This window comes from Kocuria sp. UBA1838 (assembly GCF_002338785.1).
In the GTDB taxonomy this organism is placed as follows: domain Bacteria; phylum Actinomycetota; class Actinomycetes; order Actinomycetales; family Micrococcaceae; genus Kocuria; species Kocuria marina.
Genome location: NZ_DDIY01000008.1, coordinates 59,083 through 77,794 on the forward strand (window position 1 = coordinate 59,083; position 18,712 = coordinate 77,794).

Annotated in this window: 19 protein-coding genes; 3 read left to right on the top strand and 16 right to left on the bottom strand. The window is 70.1% G+C overall.

Annotation, left to right across the window (positions count from 1 at the left end; all coding sequences use genetic code 11):
* Positions 1-48: 48 nt before the first annotated feature.
* From B3I25_RS04725 to dacB, 13 genes are all read right to left on the bottom strand, one after another.
* On the bottom strand, positions 49-1,884 hold the full coding sequence (locus B3I25_RS04725; protein ID WP_286738013.1) for a PH domain-containing protein: 1,836 nt from the start codon (positions 1,882-1,884) through the stop codon (positions 49-51).
* Positions 1,884-2,399, bottom strand: a complete 516-nt coding sequence (locus B3I25_RS04730; RefSeq protein WP_286738015.1) for a PH domain-containing protein — start codon at positions 2,397-2,399, stop codon at positions 1,884-1,886. Before B3I25_RS04730 ends, B3I25_RS04725 begins: the two co-directional genes overlap by 1 nt.
* Entirely contained in the window at positions 2,383-2,937 is a 555-nt protein-coding gene (locus tag B3I25_RS04735; protein ID WP_131333415.1) for a DUF3180 domain-containing protein, read from the bottom strand. The genes B3I25_RS04730 and B3I25_RS04735 overlap by 17 nt, the downstream gene beginning before the upstream one ends.
* Positions 2,925-3,449 (bottom strand): 2-amino-4-hydroxy-6-hydroxymethyldihydropteridine diphosphokinase, encoded by a 525-nt coding sequence (gene folK, locus B3I25_RS04740; protein ID WP_098054258.1) that lies wholly within the window; start codon positions 3,447-3,449, stop codon positions 2,925-2,927. The genes B3I25_RS04735 and folK overlap by 13 nt, the downstream gene beginning before the upstream one ends.
* Positions 3,446-3,862 carry a dihydroneopterin aldolase gene (gene folB / locus B3I25_RS04745; protein WP_098054256.1) on the bottom strand — a complete coding sequence of 139 codons (417 nt, stop codon included), beginning with the start codon at positions 3,860-3,862 and terminating at the stop codon, positions 3,446-3,448. The genes folK and folB overlap by 4 nt, the downstream gene beginning before the upstream one ends.
* A 7-nt stretch (positions 3,863-3,869) precedes the next feature.
* On the bottom strand, positions 3,870-4,817 hold the full coding sequence (folP, locus tag B3I25_RS04750) for a dihydropteroate synthase (RefSeq protein ID WP_286738019.1): 948 nt from the start codon (positions 4,815-4,817) through the stop codon (positions 3,870-3,872).
* Entirely contained in the window at positions 4,814-5,470 is a 657-nt protein-coding gene (folE, locus tag B3I25_RS04755; protein WP_131333418.1) for a GTP cyclohydrolase I FolE, read from the bottom strand. Before folE ends, folP begins: the two co-directional genes overlap by 4 nt.
* Positions 5,470-7,590 (bottom strand): ATP-dependent zinc metalloprotease FtsH, encoded by a 2,121-nt coding sequence (gene ftsH, locus B3I25_RS04760; RefSeq protein WP_064847374.1) that lies wholly within the window; start codon positions 7,588-7,590, stop codon positions 5,470-5,472. The genes folE and ftsH overlap by 1 nt, the downstream gene beginning before the upstream one ends.
* Positions 7,591-7,820: 230 nt before the next feature.
* The gene (hpt, locus tag B3I25_RS04765; protein WP_098054248.1) at positions 7,821-8,372 is read right to left on the bottom strand and encodes a hypoxanthine phosphoribosyltransferase; all 552 of its coding nucleotides are present in this window, start codon (positions 8,370-8,372) and stop codon (positions 7,821-7,823) included.
* Complete coding sequence (gene tilS, locus B3I25_RS04770; protein ID WP_396415872.1) at positions 8,369-9,571, bottom strand: tRNA lysidine(34) synthetase TilS; 1,203 nt, start codon at positions 9,569-9,571, stop codon at positions 8,369-8,371. Before tilS ends, hpt begins: the two co-directional genes overlap by 4 nt.
* Before the next feature lie 4 nt (positions 9,572-9,575).
* Positions 9,576-10,037, bottom strand: a complete 462-nt coding sequence (locus B3I25_RS04775) for a hypothetical protein (RefSeq protein WP_064847371.1) — start codon at positions 10,035-10,037, stop codon at positions 9,576-9,578.
* A 53-nt stretch (positions 10,038-10,090) separates the two neighbouring features.
* A complete protein-coding gene (locus tag B3I25_RS04780; RefSeq protein ID WP_064847370.1) occupies positions 10,091-11,185 on the bottom strand; it encodes a zinc-dependent metalloprotease in 1,095 nt (364 codons plus the stop codon).
* An 87-nt stretch (positions 11,186-11,272) separates the two neighbouring features.
* Positions 11,273-12,712 (bottom strand): D-alanyl-D-alanine carboxypeptidase/D-alanyl-D-alanine endopeptidase, encoded by a 1,440-nt coding sequence (dacB, locus tag B3I25_RS04785; protein WP_286738024.1) that lies wholly within the window; start codon positions 12,710-12,712, stop codon positions 11,273-11,275.
* A gap of 219 nt (positions 12,713-12,931) precedes the next feature.
* Between dacB and B3I25_RS04790 the strand changes: the two genes are divergently transcribed.
* Both B3I25_RS04790 and B3I25_RS04795 read left to right on the top strand, forming a co-directional pair.
* Entirely contained in the window at positions 12,932-13,447 is a 516-nt protein-coding gene (locus B3I25_RS04790; RefSeq protein WP_035959224.1) for an inorganic diphosphatase, read from the top strand.
* Between the two features lie 240 nt (positions 13,448-13,687).
* Positions 13,688-14,482 carry a hypothetical protein gene (locus tag B3I25_RS04795; RefSeq protein WP_286738025.1) on the top strand — a complete coding sequence of 265 codons (795 nt, stop codon included), beginning with the start codon at positions 13,688-13,690 and terminating at the stop codon, positions 14,480-14,482.
* A gap of 120 nt (positions 14,483-14,602) precedes the next feature.
* Here the strand turns inward: B3I25_RS04795 and B3I25_RS04800 are convergent, their stop codons facing one another.
* From B3I25_RS04800 to serS, 3 genes are all read right to left on the bottom strand, one after another.
* Positions 14,603-15,214: a hypothetical protein gene (locus B3I25_RS04800; RefSeq protein WP_064847367.1), complete on the bottom strand. Its 612-nt coding sequence runs from the start codon at positions 15,212-15,214 to the stop codon at positions 14,603-14,605.
* A gap of 73 nt (positions 15,215-15,287) precedes the next feature.
* The gene (locus tag B3I25_RS04805) at positions 15,288-16,202 is read right to left on the bottom strand and encodes an HAD family hydrolase (RefSeq protein ID WP_082943469.1); all 915 of its coding nucleotides are present in this window, start codon (positions 16,200-16,202) and stop codon (positions 15,288-15,290) included.
* An 87-nt stretch (positions 16,203-16,289) separates the two neighbouring features.
* On the bottom strand, positions 16,290-17,594 hold the full coding sequence (serS, locus tag B3I25_RS04810) for a serine--tRNA ligase (protein WP_286738029.1): 1,305 nt from the start codon (positions 17,592-17,594) through the stop codon (positions 16,290-16,292).
* Between the two features lie 126 nt (positions 17,595-17,720).
* Between serS and B3I25_RS04815 the strand changes: the two genes are divergently transcribed.
* Complete coding sequence (locus B3I25_RS04815; protein WP_085108065.1) at positions 17,721-18,662, top strand: diacylglycerol/lipid kinase family protein; 942 nt, start codon at positions 17,721-17,723, stop codon at positions 18,660-18,662.
* Positions 18,663-18,712: the final 50 nt, after the last annotated feature.

The window sequence follows — 18,712 nt, forward strand, 5'->3', positions numbered from 1 at the left end:
AATTCTCCTCGACGGGGACGACGGCACGCACAGAGTAGCGCACGCGCCTCAGCTCCCCCGCGGGTCGGGCGTGCCTGCCAGCGCAGTGGCGTGCTGTTCGCGGCCCCGACCGTTGACGCGGTCGCGCGCCGCGCGGGCAAGGTCCGTGTGGCGTGCCTGCAGCTCGCGGACCTGTGCGGTGTCCAGGTGGTGCACGGACGTGGTCACCGACCCGGGGGTCACGTGCACCGCGAAACCACTCAGCCGCAACCGCCGGTCCACGGGACCCTGGGTCACGGCCACGGACTGCGTCTTGTGGTGCGGGATCACGCTCGCGTGCCGTGCGAGTCTGCCCCACCGCAGCACGAGCGCGGACGTGTTCAAGGCGAAGCCCGTGCGACGCCACGTGAGCGGATCCAACCAGCGGGCCCTCCGGGGGCTCGTGGTGAAGTTCTCCGAGTCGCCGATCCCCGCGAGTCCCTGGTCCACGAGCTCGGTGGGCGCGTGTTCGAGCGGCAGCACGAGGTCGAGGATCTCGTGCACGTTCTCGAGTGTGCCCACGGGCAACACCGTGGAACCGAGCCCCTCGCTGCCCTCGGAGCCGCCTTTACCCGCGGTGATCACCCGGACGTGGTGGCCGTCGAAACCGCGCCACATCAGGGGTTTACCGACCTCCAGGGCCTGCACCCTCCCCGTGGGAATCGTGGAGGAGCGCTCATTGAACAACCCGGATCGGGTGCGCACCCCGGAGGGGACCACGCTGAGCGTGAACCCCCAGCTCTTCTCGAGCCGCGAGTACACCGTGGAGACCACGCCGAGCAGCAGGGGGACGAAACTGGGGATCATGACCCGCATCACCTGGGCGTTCCAGAACGCCGCGATCACCGCCGCCACCGCCATGAGCAGCAGGATCACGGCGGGCGGGGAACATACGAGGCTCAGCAGCACCCGGCTCGTGGGCACCGTGAACACGCGCCGCAGCTCGTCCTGTTCGCCCAACAGGCCGTACTTCCGGGCGGCCCGCACGTCCACGGTGTCGCGCCTGCCGCGCTCGCCCGTACCGGCCGCGGGGTCCCCCGGGTACACGGGGTAGCGGTCGGTCGCGCCGGAGTCCACGGTGGGGACGACGGCGCTCGCCGCCGAACGGTCCCACGGCGCCACGCGCTCGGGACGGGTGACCTGCGGGTCCCGGTACCGGTCGGCAGCCGCCTCCCCCGTTGCTTGGCCGTTATGAGCGGCCGACGCCTCGTGAGTGTCCGGGGCGGTGTGCGGGATCGGCGCGTCCGACGCGTGGTGCGCGGCCACGAGCAGTTGTTGCCGCAGCTGGCGGGCGTGGTCGCGGCGAAGGTAGGACAGCTCAAGGACGCTGGACCCGCCATCTGCGACGTCGAACTTCAAGGACGCGAGACCCAGGATCCGGGGGACGAACTTGCGCTCGATGTCGATGCCCTGGACCCGGTCCAGGCGGGCCTGGCGGTGCGTGCGAAACAGCCACCCCGTGCGCAGGCGCACGTGTTCGTCCGTGATCTGGTAGCGGATGAACCACCACGAGAGTAGACCCAGACCGATGAGCAGGCCGAGCACACCGCACAGGATCGCGATCGCAAGACCCGCGCCCGCGAGCTGCACCGCCCCGCCCACGTCCATCGCGATGGGGTCCCCGTTGAGCACCGCCGTGACGAGGTCGTCCAGGAACACGTTGCCGAAGCTCCACGCGAGAGCCACCACGAGCAGCCAGCTGCGCACGAAGGGCGTGAGCGGGTGCACCCGGTGCCACGCACCGTCGACGTCCGCCCCGGGGCGTGGACCCGTGCCAGTGCGCTGGGTGGGCCCGGGAAGCGGACCGGAGCCCGGGCCCGCCGGCGACCCCGGCTGCGCGTAGCGGTGGGACGGGTCCGGGCTCATCACAACCCCACCATGTGCTCTTCCCCGCGCTCCGTGAGCTGCTCGCGCAACCGGCCCGCCTCCGCGCGGGGTAACCCGGGCAGCACGGCGTCCGTGGCCGCGGACGCGGTGTGGAGCGTGAGCGTGGCCAGCCCGAACGCGTTGAGCACCGGCCCGGTCTTGATGTCCACGTACTGCATCCGCCCGTACGGCACCACGGTCACGCTGCGGAAGAACAGGCCCTTGCGCAGCCACAGTTCGGTGGGTGCCTCCGCGTAGCCGATGGCCCGGACCCGGCGCGGGATCAGGGACAGGTTCACGAGACCCAGCCCGAGCACGATCCCGGACAGCACCCACATCCACCACTGCGGGCGGTCGCCCCAGGTCCCGAGCAGACCCAGGATCAAGGGGATCGAGAAGATCGCGGTCCACACGACGGTGGAGAGGGCGGAGCTGATCAGTCGCACGGAAACGTACTGGGGCGCCACCCGGTGCCAGGTTAGTCCCGGAGGTGACAGTTCATCGGTGGCGGGCATATCCTCCCTCTCCTGGGGCGTACGGGTCCCGCCGTCCACCGTAGGGGGTTTCCTCCTCCGCGTCCGGGTCATCGGGTGGGAGCCGACACGATTTCTCCACGATCCAGCCCACGACCGCCAGCACGATCCCCGCCACGCCTTGGGCGATGCACAGCCACAACGGTTCCTGCGTGGAACGCACCCCGAGCAGGGTGAGCTGGTCCACGCCGATCCCGGCGTGCCACCCGGCGGTCAGCGCTCCGTAGTACGCGATTGCCTGCGCCGCCGCTGCCGTACCCACGGCCCACACGGGATCGTACGGTTTGCGCCGAGCCGGGTCGCGACGTCGCCCGGCACCGCGTTCGGGGTCCCGGTAGGCGCGCAACCGCAGCCCCAGGTACCCCACCACGAGCGCGGCCGCGAGTTCGGCGAGCAAACTGAGCCACGGCAGGATGAGCAGGCTCTGGTGCTGCCCGCTCACCACGTGATTGAGGCTCCACCCCACGGCCGCCGCGACCGCGGCGGCCGCCACGAGGGACAACACGTTCAGGTATCGCACGGGGACCCCACCTCCGGTCGCACGCGGTGCTCGGTCACGGTCAGATCCGCGAAGTCCGAGGCCTCACGGGCCAGCTCGCGGACGGGACGGCCGTCGAGGTGGGCCCGCGGATCCATGAGGGCCCACGGTTCGAGCACGAACGCGCGTTCGTGGGCCCGCGGGTGCGGCAACTGCAAACGCGGATCGTCGCTGTGGACGTCCTCGAACCACACCACGTCCAAGTCCAGGGTGCGCGGCCCCCAGCGCACGTCACGCGTGCGACCGTGCTCGGCCTCGATGCTCTGGCACACCGCGAGCACCTCGAACGGCGTGAGCCGGGTACGCAGTTCCACGACCGCGTTGAGGTAGTCCGGGGAGTCCTGCGGTCCACCCACCGCGCGGGTCTCCACGACCGGTGAGCTCGCCGTGACACTGATCCCGGGTGTCGCGTCCAGCGTCCGCACGGCCTGCCGCAGCACCGTCAACCGCTCCCCCAGGTTCGCCCCCAGGGCCACAACACACCGGGCCGTCATCCGTCCGCGCCCGCCTCGTAGTGTCCTCGGCGGCGGTGGATGCTCACGGCCACGTCCGAGAACGTCACGTCGATCGGCGCCTTGGGTTTGTGGACCGTGACCTCGAGCTCCGCCACCGCGGGGAAATTCTCCACGAGCGCCCGCGCGATCTCCTCCGCGAGTGCCTCGATCAACTGGAACCGGGTCCCGATGATGATCTCCCGCACCATTTCCGCGACCTCCCCGTAGTGTACGGTGCGGGTGAGGTCGTCACTGGTCCCGGCCGGTCGCAGGTCCATGTAGAGCACGAGGTCCACGAAGAACGGCTGACCGCTGCGGCGTTCCTTCTCGAACACGCCGTGGTAGCCCACCGCGCCCAGGCCGGTGAGGGTGATCCGATCGCGATGGTTCTTGTCAGGGGCGGGTGTGTTCATGGCGGGCTCAGTTTCCCATATCCCGGGGGTGCAGTACGGGCGGGGCGACGCCGCGCCACGCGTGAGCCGCGGCCACCGCGTCCACCGTGGTCGGGACGTCGTGAACGCGCACGGCCCAGGCTCCCCCGAACGCGGACAGTGCGCTGATGGCTGCCGTGGCCGTGTCCCGCTCATCCACGGGACGCGGTCCGTCCTGCGTGGCCAGCAGGGCGCCCACGAAGCGTTTACGGGACGCGGCGATCAGGACCTTGCCGAGGCCGGTCAGCCGGGGCAGGGCGCGCAGCAGTTCCCAGTTCTGCTCCCCCGCCTTGGCGAAGCCGAGCCCCGGGTCCACCATCAGGTGCTCCGGGCGGATCCCCGCGGCGAGGCAGCGCTCCCGCAGCTGCTCGAGCTCGGCGAGCACCTCGGTCACGGTGTCGTCGTAGTCCGCGAGGGACGTCATGGTCTGGGGGGTCCCGCGCGAATGCATGAGCACGTACGGCACGCCCCGGTCCCCGGCCAGCTCGATCATGCGGGGGTCCAGGTTCGTCCCGGAGACGTCGTTGATGATGTGCGCCCCGGCGTCCAGGGCGGCCTCGGCCGTGTCCGGGTGCAGGGTGTCCACGCTCACGACGACGCCGCGGTCGCTCAGTTCGCGGATCACGGCCAGCACGCGCCGCTGTTCCTCCCGCGGATCCACACGTTCGGAGTCGGGCCGGGTGGACTCCCCGCCCACGTCCACGATGTCCGCGCCCTGTTCGGCAAGCAGCAGCCCGTGCGCCACCGCCGCGGCCTCGGTGTCGTGGCGACCGCCGTCACTGAACGAATCCGGGGTCACGTTGAGGATGCCCATCACGAGTGTGCGTCCGGTGGGCAGCGCGTCGAACGATCCCCAGCCAAGCGCGTGCCCAGCGGGCCCGGCATGGTGGGTCCGAACGCCGTCGGGCGAGCTCGCGGCGTCGTGCGGCGCGCTCATTGCGCGTGCCCCGCCTGGATCAGGTTCATGGCCTCGGCGCGGGTTGCCGGGTTACGCAGTTGACCGCGCACGGCCGACGTCACGGTCATGGCACCGGGTTTGCGAACCCCCCGCATGGACATGCACAGGTGCTCGCACTCGATCACCACGATCGCGCCGGCCGGGTGCAGGTGCTCGCTCAGGGCCTCAACAACCTGCGTGGTGAGCCGCTCCTGGACCTGGGGACGCTTGGCGTAGAGGTCCACGAGCCGCGCGAGCTTGGACAGGCCCGTGACCTTGCCTTCCGGACCCGGGATGTACCCCACGTGAGCGAGCCCGTGGAACGGCACCAGGTGGTGCTCGCACGTGGAGTAGAACGGGATGTCCCGCACGAGCACCATCTCGGAGTGGCCGATGTCGAAGGACGTGGCCAACAGGTCCGCGGGGTCCTGGTGCAGACCCGCGAAGACCTCGGCGTACGCGCGTGCCACCCGGGCCGGGGTGTCCCGCAGACCATCGCGGTCCGGGTCCTCCCCCACGGCCAACAGGATCTCGCGCACCGCGGCCGCGATCCGAGGTTGGTCGATCGTCGGATCGAGCTGGGGGGCATCGGCGTAGTCCGCGTAGGACCCCGACACCGGTTCGTGCGGATCGTCCTCGTGGGTGCCGTGCATCAGGGGTTCTCCCGCCGCACACCGCCCGGTTCCTGTCCGGACGGCCCGTCCGGGCCCGCGCCGGAGGCGTCGGCCCCCGGCTGTGGGTCCTGGTGCTCGGGCACCTCGAGCGGGTGTTCCGGCTTGGCGGCCACGGCCTGGTCCTGCGGTGCCATGGTGCTGGGGTCCTGGAGGTTCTTGCGGCGGGCCTCCTCCCGTTCGGCGGACGTGACCACCGGCGGGATGTCGGAGACCTCGCGCTCCTCCCCGGAAAGCCACACCGGGCGCAGGTCCCGCTTGGTGACGTCCCGGAAGATCTCCTGGATCTGGGCCTCGTTGAGGGTTTCCTTTTCGAGCAGCTCCAGGGCCAGGCGGTCCAGGACGGGACGGTTCTCGAGCAGGATCTGGTGTGCCTCGGTGTGGGCCTGGTCGAGCAGTGCCCGCACCTCGTCGTCCACGACGGCCAGCGTGTGGTCCGAGTACTCCTTGGAGCCCGAGCCCATCTCGCGGCCCACGAACGGGTCCGAGTTGTCCCCGCCGATCTTGACCGAGCCGATCCGCGAGCTCATCCCGTACTGGGTGACCATCTTGCGCGCGGTGTCCGTGGCCTTCTGGATGTCGTTGGACGCACCCGTGGAGGGGTCGTGGAACACGATCTCCTCCGCCGCGCGACCGCCCATGGCGTAGGCCATCTGGTCCAACAGCTCGTTGCGGGTCGTGGAGTACTTGTCGTCCGAGGGCATCACCATGGTGTAGCCCAGCGCGCGGCCGCGCGGCAAGATCGTGATCTTGGTGACGGGGTCCGTGTTACGCAGTGCCGCGGCGACGAGCGCGTGGCCGCCCTCGTGGTACGCGGTGACCTTGCGCTCGAGTTCCTTCATCACGCGGGAACGCTTCTGCGGGCCGGCGATTACGCGGTCGATCGCCTCGTCCACCGCGCGGTCGTCGATCAGCTGCGCGTGGGAGCGGGCGGTCAACAGCGCGGCCTCGTTCATCACGTTCGCGAGTTCCGCACCCGTGAACCCTGGCGTGCGCTTGGCCACGGAGGCCAGGTCCACGTTGTTCGCGAGCGGCTTGTTCTGGGAGTGCACGCGCAGGATCTGCTCGCGGCCCTTCATGTCGGGGGCATCCACGCCGATCTGGCGGTCGAAACGGCCCGGGCGCAACAGCGCGGGGTCCAGGACGTCCGGGCGGTTGGTCGCGGCGATCAGGATCACGTTCGTGTTGGCGTCGAAGCCGTCCATCTCCACGAGCAACTGGTTCAGGGTCTGCTCGCGTTCGTCGTTGCCGCCGCCCATACCGGCACCGCGCTGGCGGCCCACGGCGTCGATCTCGTCCACGAACACGATGGCCGGGGCGTTTTCCTTGGCCTGCTGGAACAGGTCGCGCACGCGGGACGCACCCACGCCCACGAACATCTCCACGAAGTCGGAACCGGAGATTGAGTAGAACGGAACACCGGCCTCACCCGCCACGGCCTTGGCCAGCAGGGTCTTGCCGGTACCCGGAGGGCCGTAGAGCAGCACACCCTTGGGAACCTTGGCACCCACGGCGGTGAAGCGGTCGTGCTCCACCAGGAACTGCTTGATCTCGTCGAGCTCCTGGACGGCCTCGTCCGCGCCGGCCACATTCGCGAACGTGACCTCGGAGTTCTCCTTGTTGAACATCTTGGCCTTGGACCGGCCGAACTTCATGGCCTGCCCGCCGGTCTGCATGCGGGCGAAGATGAACCAGAAGATACCCAGGATGATCAGGAACGGGAGTAGGAAGCGTACGAGCGACAGGAACCAGTTGTTCTCCACGGGTTGGTCCGTGAAGCCGCTCAACTGGGCGTCGTTCATGGTCCGCACGACGTCTTCCGCGCGGGGCTGGACGTAGAAGAACTCCACGTCCTTACCGAGGTTCTGGCCGTCCCGGTTCAGATCGTCCCTGAGGCTGAGCTCCACCTTCTGCTCGCCGTCGTAGATCTTGGCCTCGTCGACCTTGTGGTCCCTGAGCAGTTCCAGACCCACGTTGGTGTCCACGCGGGACGACGTGGGGCTGAACACGCTGGCGCCCACGGGAACCAGGACCACAATGGCCAGCAGGATCCAGAAGAGTGGACCCTTGAAGAAACTCGTGGGTTTTTTTGCCGTGGCCAAGCCGTTGATCCTCCCATGGACGTGACACGTTTCGTCACGGCCCGCTCGTGCACCTGTCTCCATGGGGCGGAGGGGTGGGGAACGGTGGCCGTGACGTGTATGGCACAATCTATCGCTTCGAATGGCGCTGCGACGCCGTGCGTGCGGTCCGTTCTTTCACAGCGCACACGATTGGGCCACGGTACACGCCTCTGCCCGACATTGGCTGGGCGTGAGGGTCCGTGCGCGACTCACTCGTAAACGTGCGGTGCGAGCGTGGCGATGCAGTCCAGGTTGCGGTACTGCTCCGCGAAGTCCAACCCGTACCCCACCACGAACTCGTTGGGGATGTCCCAGCCCACATAGCGCACGTCGATGTCCGTCTTGGCGGCGTCGGGCTTGCGCAGCAGCGTGCAGATCTCCACCGAGGCGGGTCCGCGCGACTCCAGGTTGGTGCGCAGCCAGGACAGCGTGAGGCCCGAGTCGATGACGTCCTCCACGATCAGCACGTCCTTGCCGTGCAGGTCCGTGTCCAGGTCCTTGAGGATGCGCACCACGCCCGAGGACTTGGTGCCCGAACCGTAGGAGGACACCGCCATCCAGTCCATGGGGTACTGCCCCTCGAGCTCGCGCATGAGGTCCGCCATGACCATCACCGCACCTTTGAGCACCCCCACGAGCAGCACGTCCCGCCCGTCGTAGTCGCGGTCGATCTGCTGGGCGAGTTCACGGACCTTCTGCGCGATCTGTTCCTTGGTGAACAGGACGTTGCTCAGGTCGTCGTGGACGTGTTCGGCCTTCACTGTGCACTCCCGGGGTCGTTCGTGGGTGGACTTGTCTCCAGCGGGCGAGGTCCGCGCTCACCGCGCAGCTCGAGGCACCCTCGCGCATGGGTCGCGTCCGAGCGGTGCCGCCACGCTGCCACCTTACCCGCCATCTGCACCGGCCCGGCCGCCCCGTACCCGAGCGCGAACTGCTCGAGCGCGCTCAACCGTTCGAACGTGGGCGTCTCCCCGCCCGCGAGGACACATGCCTTCGCGAGCATGCGTCGGCGCAGTGCCGCCGGGGTCCCCTGGAGGACGGCACCGTCCAGCACGACTGACGAGCCGGACGACGCCGCGGGCACCAGGGCGGCGTCGAACGCCAGGGACGCCTGTTCGTCCAGGTAGTCGGCATCGGCGCCGAGTACCGACGCCGTGCGGGCCAGCGCCCTGCCCACCCCCGGCCCCAGCTGGGACTCGAGATAGGGCAGGACCTCGTGGCGCACGCGTGCGCGGGTCAGTGCAGTGTCCGCGTTGGTGGGATCGTGCCATGGCGACAGCCCCTCGGCCGCGCACACCGTCTCGGTCTCGGCGCGCGTGACGTTGAGGAACGGACGCAGGTAGAGCACGTCATCGACATGATGCCGCTCGGGCATCCCGGACAGCGAGCGCGTTCCCGAGCCCCGGGCGAGGCCCAGCAGCACGGTCTCCGCCTGGTCGTCCCGTGTGTGTCCGAGCAGGACGGCGGCAGCGCCGGTTCGGCGCGCGACGTCGCTGAGGGCGCCGTAGCGGGCGAGGCGCGCGGCCATCTCGGGGCCGTGGTGCTCACGCACCACCGTGACCCGCTCGACCGCGACGGGTTCGAGGCCGAGCTCCCGCACGGTGCGCGCCGCGTCACGGGCCACCTCGGCCGAGCCCTCCTGAAGTCCGTGGTCCACCACGACGGCGCCCACCCGCACGCGGCCGCGCCGCGCGAGGTGCGCAGTCGCTGCGGCGAGCGCGAGGGAATCGGCGCCACCGCTGCATGCCACGAGCACGAGGGGCGGGCGGGGATCAGTGCCCGCCCCCGCGTGCTCGGTAGTTGTTTCCCGCGGGGTCGTCGAGGGGTCCGGACGCATCGGATCACGTGCGTCCGCTCCCCCGGCCGACGTCTCACGGGGTAGGTGGTCGACGGCGCGGGCCACCGCACGCCGGGCGCGGGCGACCACGGGATGGAGGCGACCGGCCCGTCCGTGCTGCACCCCGTCAGTCCTGGGCGGACCTGGCGCGCTGCGCCGTTTCCTCGGCCATCCCCAGGACCTTGCTCAGCACAGGGGTGGTGTCACCGAGCATGACCAGGGCGCGTTCCAGTTCCCCCACCGGAACCACCGAGGCGAGCGCGGACACGGCATCCGTGTCCGTGGTGATCCGCGTGCGGATCTGTGACGTGGACAGCACCGGTTGGGATGCCTCCACCCTGTTCAGGACAGCCTCCTGGTCTGAGGACCCTGCGCTGTCCTCGAGCATGACCAAGCGTTCGTAGACCGCAGGGTTACCGATCTTGATGCGTCTGCCGCTGATGAGTTGGGAGAGCATGGGCGCGGACAGGCCCAGGACCTGGGCCAGCCTGCGCTGCGTAATACCGTAGACCCCCACCACGGCGCCAAAACGCTCTGATAGCGGCTGACCGTACAGCCGGATCTGTTGATTGATGTTTTCAGAGCTCACACGGTCATCTTGGCACAGACAACCGGGGGAAAACCCGAGAGCACGTCCCGGACTCAGCCCAGGACGCGATCCATCCAGGCCTGCGGGTCGTGGATCTCCACCTCGGTGGGCAGGGTCTCGGGTGAGGTCCACACCGTGTTGAAGCGCTCCATGCCCGCACGCTCCACGATGTACTCCACGAACTTCTGGCCGTTGCTGTACTGGCGCATCTTGGCGTCCATGCCCAGCAGGGAACGAATGAACCGGTCCAGGGCGCCGTGGGTCGCGGAGCGGTCGTCGAAGCGGCGGCGGATGGTCTTCACGGAGGGCACGATGGACGAGTCCACGGCGTCCATGACGGCGTTGGCGTGACCCTCGAGCAGGGACATCACCGCCGTCACGTGGGAGACCGTGTCACGTTCGGCGTCCGTGAGCAGATGGGTCATGGGACCCAGACCCGCGTCCAGGCGGCCGGCGGAGCGGCCCGTGATCGACGCCGCGGCGGCGCGCAGGCGATCCCACGCGGAGGCATCCAACGAACCCAGGCGGGAGATCTGCTCGAGCATGTGATCGCGCAGCCACGGGGCCGCCGCGAACTGCACACGGTGGGTCTGTTCGTGCAGGCACACCCACAACCGGAAGTCCTCGGGGGCCACGTTGAGTTCGTGCTCGGTCCACAACACGTTGGGTGCCACGAACATGAGCCGGCCCCCGGGGTGGGAACGGGCCGCCTGTTCGGAGACGAGCCCGGCGTAGGGGTCGTACTGCCCCAGGACCTTGGCGGACAGGAAACCCACCAGGGCCCCCATCTCCGCGGCGATGGCCGTGGGCGCCACGCCCCGCAGGGCGGCGTCGAACGTGCCGGGGTCCTTGGCGTGCAACCGGTCGAAGACGGGCTGGACGAGCACGGAGAACGTCTGCGTGTTGGCCTTGGCCCAGCCCGCGCGATCCACCACGAGCACGGTGGAATCCCGCAGGTTCTCCGCAGCGTCCAAACGCGTGATCGCGTGGACGTGGTGCACCGATTCATGTGCGAAGTAGCGCAGGGACTCCACGGCGCGGGACATCTCACGCGGCCCGGGCGTGGGGCCCGGCGGGGTCAGTTTGGCAGCGATCTGGGCGGCTGCGTCCCAGTCCACGAGCGAACGACGTGTCAGTTCTTGGCTCATGCGCTCACTCAATCACACCCGGGCGGTCACGCGAATGGGCGGAGGCTGGAAACTCCCGGGGCACGGCGCGTTCCGCGAGTGGTCGGCTCACGCAGATCTCGCGAGCGCGGCCACCGTGCGATCCACGGTGTCCTTGGCCCGGGTGGCGTCCCCGCTGACCCCGTTGAGCACCAGGGAGTACACGAGCACGCTGCCGTCGGCGCGTTGCACGTACCCGGACAGCGCCACGACGTCCAGCAGGGTCCCGGTCTTGGCCCGGGTGACACCGCGCGCCGCGGCCTCCGCCGGGTCGTCGAAGCGCTCCGAGAGCGTTCCCTGGGCTCCCGCCAGGGGCAGCCCCCGGCCGTACGGACCGTAGCGGGGATCCGTGACCAGGGTGTCCACCGCGCGGGCGAGTGTGGTGGCGCTGACCCTGTCCTGCTGCGCCATCCCGCTCGCGTCCGCGGCCCGCAGGCCCTCGGTGTCGATCCCGTGCTCGGCCAGGGCGGCCGGGATCAGCTCCTGCACACCCGTCACACTGCCCTCACGTCCGGAGGCCACCGCGGCGACCCGCGCGAGGCTCTCGGCGAGGGAATTGTCCGAGTGCGCGAGCATGTAGGCACTCTGTTCGGACACGGGCGCGGATGCCACGCGCGCGAGCCCCACGGCGTCCTCCGGGGCACTCGCGGCGCCTCCCGCGGTGACGCTCGCCCCGGCACCCAGGCGCTGTTCGAGCTGGCGCGCGAATTCTCGCGCGACCGCGGCCGCGGGGTCCTGGGGCCGTTCGCCGCGGGAGCCCGGGTCCGCGCCGTCCGCGGTGGGCACCCGGTGGGAATACAGGGCCACGGGCGCCACACGGGTGATCTCCCCGGCGGCGACGTCCTCCCCCTCCCACGCGGGGTTCAGCTCCGGTCCGGCGAACAGGTCCGTGTCCAGTTCCACGGTCCACTGCCCGGAGGCCGCGGCATCGGGACCGTCCTGTCGCAGGGCCTGCGCGGTGCGTTCCGCGAGCGTCCCCAGTCCCGCATGACCGTTGACCGCATCCGCCCGCCCCTCGCCCGGAGCGAGCAGGGTGTCACCACCGGCCACCAGGACGAGTTTCCGCGGCTGATCCCCCCGGACCACGGTGGTCTCCAGTCGTTCGTACGGGTCCACGGTCGCGGCCAGCGCCAGGGCGGTCAGCACCTTCTGGTTCGACGCCGGCACCATGGGCCGCTCCGGCGACCGCCCCGCGACCACGGAGTCCTCCCCCGCCACCGCCACGGCGGCTGCCACGGTTCCCGGGGCCCCGGTCAGACCCGCGTCCAGGGCCTCCGCCACGCCCTCGGCATCCACCGTCCTGGACGCTGCCGCCAGACCGGCCGCAGCGGGATCGGGCGACGCCGCGGCGTCGTCCGCGTCCTGCGCGTGCTGCCATGCCGGCCGTAGCTCCGCGACGACCGCGGGCACGGCGAATGTTGCCGCGACGAGCACCGCGAGCGCGAGCAGTGCACACGCGAGGGGCCAGGAGCGGCGACGCGCGGAGGTACTCGGTGGGGGTGCGGGCATGGCCCTCATTCTCCCGTACCCGCCCGACACGGACAACGCACCGAGCGCCGTCGTACGCCGAACACCGGACCGCTGCGGGCGGGCGCTGCCCTACGGCGCGGCCACGGCCGGTATCGTGGGAGCATCCGATCGAACGCGCGGCGGCTCGGCGCTGTCCCGCGCGGTACCCGGGTGCGCGAACCGCCCGGCACACAGCACTACGACCCGAGGAGTTTCACCATGGAGCTTGACGTCACCATCGAGATCCCGCGGTATTCCCGCGTGAAGTACGAGATCGACCACGAGACCGGTCGACTCCGCCTGGACCGCGTACTCTTCACCTCCATGCAGTACCCCACGCACTACGGCTACTTCGAGAACACCCTGGGCGAGGACGGCGACCCGCTGGACGCCATGGTCATCCTGGACGTGGACGTGGTCCCCGGTGTGATCGTGGAGGCCCGGCCCATCGCCGTGTTCAACATGACGGACGAGGCCGGCGGGGACGCCAAGATTCTGTGCGTGTCCACGGACAAGCGCTACGACGAGATCCAGGGTCTCGAGGACGTCAACGAGTTCAAGCAGAAGGAGATCCAGCACTTCTTCGAGCGCTACAAGGACCTGGAGCCCAACAAGTGGGTCAAGGGCGAGGGCTGGGACGGCAAGGAGGCCGCGGAGCGGCTCATCGTGGAGGCCCAGCAGCGCTTCGAGCAGTCCCACTACGACAGCGCCGCGGAGGCCGAGCAGGACGACTGAGTCCGTCCCCCTCCATTCGGGGTCCCCGTGGTCGGTGTGCGCACCGAGCACGGGGACCTCACCCGTGCACACCGGCTCGGTGACGGTCACGCTCGGTGACTCCCACGCCCGGTGACTCCGCATCCCGCGCCCCTCGGAACCGCGGGCGCTTATGCCTGTCGGCGGGCCGTGGTGGGATGATCCTGCGGGACGCGGCCGCGAGAACCCGGTGGTCCCCTGCGCTTCGGAAAGGTGGTACCCGTGTTCGATCCGCACGCACGTGAACACGGGCACGTCTACGTCTTCCACGGCACCGAGTCCACGCAGGTCCTGGGCCCCGAGCACCTCATGGGTCAGGTGCGCACGCTGCTGTCGGCGGCCGGAACCGATCCGGCGCCCGAGCCGTCCTTGCACTCGGACATCGTCCCGCGCCCCTACACCTCGGAATCCCAGCAGGATCCCAGTGACCCGGCACCCGAACACTGGATGCACGTGCGTAGCACGGTCACGGAAGTCTCCGTGGACCTCGGGGCGGACGCCTTCTGGGACCGGGTGGACAAGGGCAGCTGGGCCACGTGGCAGGACCGCTGGCCCGATCCCCCGGGGGGACCGTTGTTCCCGCCCAGCGCACCGGACTGGCTCGTGCGCGCCCCGCGATGGGAACTCGATCCCCTGGCTCCGGCACTCGGCCCCGCGGCGTCGGGCGGGTGGGTACGCAGTCCCGCGCGGGCGTGGGGTTCCGGCGAGCCCGCGGTCCCCCGCGACCCCTCTGACCGGCCCGGTGATCCCGCCCGCCCGGAGCCCGGAGGCACCGGCGTGGGGCTGTTCCAGCTCACGGACCTCGAGTCCTTCTGGGTCTTCGCCCCCGCGGCGGACGTCGCGGACATCATGGCGCGCTGCGAAGCGCTCGCCACCGACCACCCCGCCTTCACGTGGCTCACCGGGTACTTCGACGCCCGGGACATCGCCGGGTCACTGCGGCTGCCGTCCCCGTGCCTGCCCATCCTGGAAGCGGACCTCGCGAGCGCGGGTTATGCCGTGGACACGTGGTGGTGACGCCGCAGCCACCCGCTCACGCGAGCGGGCATTGACGTGTTCGACCGCTGACCCGGCCGCCGTTCCCCGACCGGGCGCCGCCTCGGACGCCCATAGCGCGGGTACCCATTGGCCCAGGGCTCACTCGCACAGGCGCAACAGCGTCGCGGCCGCCGGACGGGCCTGCCACTCCTCGTTCCACAGGGAGCGCACCACGGCCTTGGACACCGCTTGGGGTGTGATCCCGAGCTGCTGGGCCACGGTCTTCTGCTGACCTCTGGCTCCGGGGACCAGCAAGTCCACCACGCGCCACTCGGCCTCGCTGCGCTCGCTCACGATCCGGCCCACGAGCTTGAGCACCGCCTGGGCCTGCTCCGCGGCCGTCGCGTCCACCGCGCTGACCCGCACGGCCGCCCGCTCGGTGTCACGGCCCGGTTGCGCGGCGAGGTGACCGTGGTTCATGCCCGGCCCCTCGGCGGTCACGGCCACGCGGCCGTCCTCGTGGTCCACGCGCGTGAGGAACACGTCCCCCACGCCGATGCCCACCGCATAGCGGTCCTCGCGCACGGCGATCATGGCCGCCGCGACCGCAGCGTGGGCGTCCTCGGTCAGACCGCGCACCTCACCCGGCGCCATGGGCTGGAACGGGGCGCGCGCGGGCACGTCACGCAGGCGCCGACACAGTTCGTGGTCCATGGCGGGGTCGGGGCGGGACGCGTCCGCCACACGCTGGGTCAGGGTCAGGACGAACACGGTTCCAGTATCGCAGTTCCGCACCGGGCAACCCGGCCACGACGCCGCGCATTTCCCGAACCGGACGTCCCGCTCAGAGCAGCGTGCGCAGGATGGCCGCGGCGCCGTCGTCGTACACGCTGCCGGTGACCTCGCGGGCGACCTGCTCGACCTCGTCCGGGGCCTGACCCATGGCCACACCGCGCGCGGCCCATTGCAGCATCTCGATGTCGTTACGCCCGTCCCCCATGGCCACGGTGTGCGCGGGGTCCACGTCCAGCTGCTTGCGGATCTGCTCCAAAGCGCTGGCCTTGGAGACGCCGTTCGCGGCGACGTCGAGCCACGAGGACCAGCCCACGGAGTAGGCGACGCCGTGCAGACCGGCCTGCTCGATGGCCTGGGCGAAGTCCCTGGGGGCGTCCGTGGCGCTGTAGACCACGAGCCGCACCGCGGGCATCTCGGAGAGCTCCTGAAGGTCCACGCCCACGGCCTCGATCCCGAAGGACGAGTCCTGGAAGCGTTCGGTCGAGTAGAACTGCCCATCCACGCCCTCGAGGGCGAACTTGGCGGTGGGCAACTTGCTGGACAGCGCCCGCAGCGCGTTGGAGGGGTCGAAGCTCACGCGGTCGGTGATCTCGTAGCGCTGCTCGAGCTGCGGGTCCAATCGCAGGGTCACGCCCCCGTTGGAGCACACCGCGAACCCGGAGTGGATGTGGCCCTGGCGGATCACGGGCAGCGTGGCGCCTTTGGAGCGGCCCGTGGCGATCACCACGTGGTGGCCGGCGCCCACGACGGCGCGCAGGGTGTCCTTCACGCCGCGGGACATGTGGCCGTCGTGGTCCACGAGGGTCCCGTCCACGTCCAGCGCCACGAGGTACCGGACGCCCTCTTCCCTGGTCCAGGAACTCGAACGGGGGGTCTGTATTTTCATGGGCGCGAACGCCGCTGCAGCACTCTGCGCCTTCTCCTCGGTGTGCCGGTCATCGATGCCGGCCTGGATATCAGTCATGACAGTCATGGTGTCACATCACCATCGATGCATGTCTTGCGATGGACCGCCCGGTGACGGGAGCGTGAAGTTCCCGGGCGATGTGCGTCACCCGACCGGGCGCAGGACCTCCTGGCCGCGCAGGTACGGGCGCAAGATCTCGGGGACGACCACGGAGCCGTCCTGTTGCTGATGAGTCTCGAGGATCGCCACGAGCCAGCGGGTCGTGGCGAGCGTCCCGTTGAGCGTGGCCACCGCGCGGGTCCCACCCTTCTTGGTCCTGCCCTGGGCGTCCGTGGTCTCAGGCAGGCGTTCCCGGATGTTGAGCCGGCGCGCCTGGTACGTGGTGCAGTTGGATGTGGAGGTCAGCTCACGGTACTTGCCCTGGGTGGGGATCCACGCCTCGCAGTCGAACTTGCGGGCCGCGGAGGTCCCGAGGTCCCCGGCCGCGGTGTCGATCACGCGGTAGCTCAGCCCACACGCCCGCAACATCTGCTCTTCCCACGCGAGCAACCGCTCATGCTCGGCGGCGGCGTCCTCGGGGTGGCAGTAGACGAACATCTCGAGTTTGTTGAACTGGTGCACGCGGATGATCCCGCGGGTGTCCTTGCCCGCGGAACCGGCCTCGCGGCGGTAGCACGAGGACCAGCCGGCGTAGCGCAGCGGCCCGTCGTTGAGGTCCAGGATCTCGTCCGCGTGGTAGCCCGCGAGCGCGACCTCGGACGTGCCCACGAGGTAGAGGTCGTCCTTGCCCACGCGGTAGATCTCGTCGTCGTGCTCCACGTCGAATCCCGTGCCGTTCATGATGGCCGGGCGCACCAGGTTGGGCGTGGACATGGGGATGAACCCGTTGTCCAGGGCGAGGTCCTGGGCCGCGAGCAGCAGGGCCGTCTCGAGGCGGGCGACGTCCCGTTTGAGAAAGTAGAAGCGCGAGCCGGAGACCTTGGCCCCGCGTTCCATGTCGATCCCGTCCAGCAACTCCCCCAGCTCCAGGTGGTCCCGGGGTTCGAAGCCCTCGGCCTCGAAGTCGCGCGGGGTGCCCTCGGTGCGCAACAGGACGAAGTCGTCCTCGCCGCCGGATGGGATGCCCTCCACGATCAGGTTGGGGAACTGGGCCACGAGCTCCTGCTGGGTGAGCTGGGCGGCGTCTGCTTCCGCCTGGGCGGCCTTGACGTCCGCGGCGAGCTGCTTGACCTGGGCGAGCAACTGCTGCTTCTCCTCACCCTGGGCCTTGGCCACCTTCTTGCCGAACGCGTTCTGCTCCGCGCGCAGGGACTCGAAGTCGGTGATCGCCCCGCGCCGCCGGGAGTCCGCCTCCAGGATGCGGTCCACCAGTCCCGCGTCCGCCCCCCGGGCGGTCTGGGAAGCACGGTAGGTCTCAGGGTCGGCGCGCAGGTCGTTGATGTCGATCACCCGTCCAGGGTATCCAACGAAACGCACGGGTGCGCGATCCGACGTGGAGGCGGCGCCCGGCCCGCGCGCCAGTAGACTGGCCGCGTCCGACAGCCGCCTTTCGAACGATCCAGGAAGGGGACTCCCGTGCCGCAGCACACAGTGGAACCCCAGCGAGTGGCCGTGGTGATCAACCCCATCAAGGCCCAGGCAGACGCAGCACGGGACGCGGTGATCATCGCGTGCCGCAAGGGTGGTTGGGCGGATCCCGTCTTCTACGAGACAGAAGTGGACGATCCCGGGTTCTCCATGGCCCGCGGCGCCGTCGAGGAGGGCGCGGACGTCGTGCTCGCCGCGGGCGGTGACGGCACCATCCGTGCCGTGGGCGAGTCGCTGGCCGGCGGGGACATCCCGCTGGGGCTCGTGCCGCTGGGCACCGGCAACCTGCTGGCGCGCAACCTCAAGGCGGACCTCGCGGACCCGCACCACTCCGTGGATGTGGCGCTGTTCGGGTCCCAGAAGGCCATCGACACCGTGGCCGTGCACCTCGAGACGGACGACGACCGCACCGAGGACCACCGCTTCCTGGTCATGGGCGGCGCGGGTTTCGACGCCCAGATCATGGCCGACACCAAGGACGACCTCAAGGACCTCGTGGGGTGGGCCGCCTACGGCGAAGCCGGCTTCCGGCACCTATTCAACCGGCCCCGCTGGGCGCGCTACAGCATCGACGACGGCCCCTGGGAGTCCAAGCTCGTGCGCTCCGTGATGGTGTGCAACTGCGGCGAACTCACCGCCGGGTTGATCCTGGTGCCGGAGGCCAAGATCGACGACGGCGTGCTGGACCTCGTGGTGATGACCCCGCGCTCGCTCGTGGGCTGGCTGGGCATGGTTGCCAAGGTCGCGTTCCGCCACCGCCACGAGCTGCCCGTGATCGACTACCGCAGCGGCAAGAAGGTCCGGGTGGAGTTCCACGAACCCATCGAGTACCAGGTGGACGGCGATCCCCTGGGGCGGATCAAGGCGTTCGAGACCACCATGCACCACAAGTCCCTGCAGGTCCGCGTGCCACCGACCCAGGCCGACTGATCCGCACGCGAACGGCCCGGTCCCTCCTCTCGGAGGGACCGGGCCGTTCG

Coding starts and splice junctions, on each gene's coding strand:
- B3I25_RS04725 (WP_286738013.1), bottom strand. CDS start 1,884: ATGAGCCCGGACCCGTCCCACCGCTACGCGCAGCCGGGGTCGCCGGCG.
- B3I25_RS04730 (WP_286738015.1), bottom strand. CDS start 2,399: ATGCCCGCCACCGATGAACTGTCACCTCCGGGACTAACCTGGCACCGG.
- folK (WP_098054258.1), bottom strand. CDS start 3,449: ATGACGGCCCGGTGTGTTGTGGCCCTGGGGGCGAACCTGGGGGAGCGG.
- folB (WP_098054256.1), bottom strand. CDS start 3,862: ATGAACACACCCGCCCCTGACAAGAACCATCGCGATCGGATCACCCTC.
- folP (WP_286738019.1), bottom strand. CDS start 4,817: ATGAGCGCGCCGCACGACGCCGCGAGCTCGCCCGACGGCGTTCGGACC.
- folE (WP_131333418.1), bottom strand. CDS start 5,470: ATGCACGGCACCCACGAGGACGATCCGCACGAACCGGTGTCGGGGTCC.
- B3I25_RS04780 (WP_064847370.1), bottom strand. CDS start 11,185: ATGAGCCAAGAACTGACACGTCGTTCGCTCGTGGACTGGGACGCAGCC.
- dacB (WP_286738024.1), bottom strand. CDS start 12,712: ATGCCCGCACCCCCACCGAGTACCTCCGCGCGTCGCCGCTCCTGGCCC.
- B3I25_RS04790 (WP_035959224.1), top strand. CDS start 12,932: ATGGAGCTTGACGTCACCATCGAGATCCCGCGGTATTCCCGCGTGAAG.
- B3I25_RS04805 (WP_082943469.1), bottom strand. CDS start 16,202: ATGACTGATATCCAGGCCGGCATCGATGACCGGCACACCGAGGAGAAG.